This window comes from Blastopirellula retiformator (genome assembly GCF_007859755.1).
Lineage (GTDB): Bacteria > Planctomycetota > Planctomycetia > Pirellulales > Pirellulaceae > Blastopirellula > Blastopirellula retiformator.
Window position 1 is genome coordinate 777234 of record NZ_SJPF01000001.1, and the last position, 2500, is coordinate 779733.

General features: G+C 53.6%; 4 protein-coding genes (2 of these 4 only partly in view). All 4 read right to left on the reverse strand.

Going from position 1 to position 2500, the window contains the following annotated elements:
• Positions 1-188, reverse strand: partial view of an ATP-dependent endonuclease gene (locus Enr8_RS03160; RefSeq protein WP_186767406.1) — the beginning only. The gene continues 430 nt to the left of window position 1, outside the view; 188 of the gene's 618 nt are visible here — the first part of the coding sequence; it begins with the start codon at positions 186-188; its stop codon lies beyond the left edge, outside the window.
• Positions 189-268: 80 nt separating this feature from the next.
• Positions 269-460, reverse strand: a complete 192-nt coding sequence (locus Enr8_RS03165) for a DUF2997 domain-containing protein (RefSeq protein ID WP_146429160.1) — start codon at positions 458-460, stop codon at positions 269-271.
• The gene (locus tag Enr8_RS03170; RefSeq protein ID WP_146429161.1) at positions 457-825 is read right to left on the reverse strand and encodes a DUF1257 domain-containing protein; all 369 of its coding nucleotides are present in this window, start codon (positions 823-825) and stop codon (positions 457-459) included. Before Enr8_RS03170 ends, Enr8_RS03165 begins: the two co-directional genes overlap by 4 nt.
• Positions 826-1180: 355 nt before the next feature.
• Positions 1181-2500, reverse strand: partial view of a recombinase family protein gene (locus tag Enr8_RS03175; RefSeq protein WP_146429162.1) — the 3' portion only. Its footprint extends 723 nt past the window's final position; only the last 1320 of its 2043 coding nucleotides appear in the window; its start codon lies beyond the right edge, outside the window; it ends in the stop codon at positions 1181-1183.

Here is a 2500-nt window from a genome sequence, read left to right on the forward strand (position 1 = left end):
AGATGGAACTCGGGCAGGTTCAACGGAGCCAGCCGATCACTCCATGCCCGTACATGACCGCCACCAAAGGGAATGAAGATCAACTTCCCAAGTGCTTCAAGCTCAGCCAGGTTGGGGAGTGACGGATCAGATTGATGAAGAATGGGGGAAATTCGCCGCAGAAACTCGATGTCGTTGACCCCTTCCACGACGAATAACAGCCTGACGTTGTTCCCTCGACAACGTCGCATCAAAGACGATGAAATAGGTGTTAGATTGGTTGTGACGTTCAGGTCTCCTGTTGTGTGTTTTGATGTTGGGTCTGAGACGTGTGAAATTCTGAAGTCAGTTGCTCCTTTGTTCGCTTTCCAAGTGCTTGTTCTAAAAATCGACTCGCGTCCTGACATTCGGCACCAGAGTAACCTTTCGTTTCGAGTCGTGTTTCACCTTTTGGTGAGACAATGATTTCGATCGTCTTCATGCGGCACCTCCAGTTTGCATGGTCAATTTCACAGAGCCGTCCTCGAGTGCCTGCTCGACAACCGAGTGACCAGCACGCCTCGCTTCCAGCAGAGTTTTCTCAACCGCGTAGGCTTGAACCAGTCGATTCAAATACTGTTGGTCACCCCAACGACCTTCGTAGTTGTCGTAGCTGAGCTGGCCGGTTTCGAGATGACACACGACCGGGTACCGCCACTTGGGAAGCTGAATACAGTGCCCAGTCGCTTCGGTAGTAAAAAGTTTTGCCGTACCAACGGTCGGCAACGGCAGCGAGAGTCGCGAACAGGCTGCGCTGAGTGCAACGGGATCACGAACCTGCGTTGAAATTGTCACAATGTGCGACATCAGTTCTCCTTCTGTTGAATGCTGAAAGTTAAGACGCCTCTCATGAACACCTGCCGCATTTTTAGCTTCGATTTAGAAATAGCGACCTGTGCTGCTGGAATCCGCGGCATCGCGATGCTGTTTATGGCGACGGTGAATCATCAGCGAAGCGAGCAGCCGAATGAGACGTTGTCGCATCGAGCTGCGCGACTCCGTCTTGTTCTTGGGGGCGGAAGACGTGTGTTGTGGATTCAGTTTTATGGTTCCTTTGCGTCGAGAGAGTAATGCGAGGACAACTGTCCGCGCATGAAAATGCCCCGTCGAATTTCGACGGGGCGACGTGAGGTGAATTGACTTGTAAATTCAAGCGATCGTTTTAGGCAGAGTTACGTTTGTGACCGTTGTTGTAGGGCAGTTTGGGTGGTTCGAGTCCCTCCATCTCATACCAGCGACGATATGAATACCAGACATTGCCCGAGTTCACCTTGTGACCCTCTCGTTGCAATTGCTTGGCTGTGTCCCGATGACTGAGATGTTCGATATCAATCAACTCGTGAACGCGTTCGGCGAGCAGGTCCACGCGCGGCGGCTTGCGGAGCCAGACTGAGACTTCGTTTTGGTCGTGGTCGTCACTGGACGGGGTAAGCGCCCGATTGGAAACCGCATCGAGCAGTCGCGGCGTGAACGTACCCCGAACGTTGGTCCGTTTTCGTCCGGCTCGCTGTTCGACGTGAACGCTGATTCGGCCACCAACCAGCAATCGAAAAATCTCCACAGCCTCGTACACGGCATCTTCTCCCAGCGTTCCTGCGGCACCGTCATACAGTAGCCCAGAGAGCTGAGACAATGAGTCGCGAATCTCATCTGCGGTGATGACATCCGAAGCTGACGTGAAGGCATGTTGCAGACGAGTCACTTCTGCTCGTGCAGTATTCCGCTCGGCACGAACGCTGCGAATGCGCGCTTTCATCTCTTCGCGGTCTTCATCGCTGCCCTGACCAGCCAGATCGAGATAATCGGTCAGCTTGCGTTCGAGCGAAGCCAGTTTCCGCTGGCTCGATTCGATCTCCGCCTCCAACTGCTGGTCACCTTGGCTGTCAAGCTGCTGAGCTTCGAGAATCACTCCTTCGATCAGTTCTGCATCCTGCGCAATCAACGCTTGCAGTTTCTCACAGATCGCTTTCACCGCATCTTCGCGGCGGACAGTCGACTTACACGGACATAGGTCCCCGTTCTTGCAACGCATCCCCTGACCATTGGCTCCGGCCACATAATAACGTACCTCACAATAAGCGCAGTAGAAAACGTCCGTGACAAGATCCCAAAGCTGAGCATCCTTCGCCTCGCGGGGACCGTGCGGACCTGTCTTCAGGTCATCGAGGATTTCCTGCACTGCGTAGAACAGCTCATCATCGACGATTCGCAACTCTTCACACTGCATCATCTCGACCTCCTCATCAGGCTGCTCGATCTGCTGCGTGTAATCTTTCTTTGTGGAGTACTGATTGCGATTGCGACCGAACTCCCAGTCGCCGCGATAGGCGTCCCGTTCGAGCATGTTGCGATAGGCCACATAGGTCATGTGCGGGCTGGTTGAACGTGGATCGTTGGGCAATCCCTCCTCCACCCATTTCAACCAGCCTTGTCGAATCGGAACACCATCGCGAATCATCTCGAAGTGTTCCTTGATCTTCGG

Coding starts and splice junctions, on each gene's coding strand:
- Enr8_RS03165 (WP_146429160.1), bottom strand. CDS start 460: ATGAAGACGATCGAAATCATTGTCTCACCAAAAGGTGAAACACGACTC.
- Enr8_RS03170 (WP_146429161.1), bottom strand. CDS start 825: ATGTCGCACATTGTGACAATTTCAACGCAGGTTCGTGATCCCGTTGCA.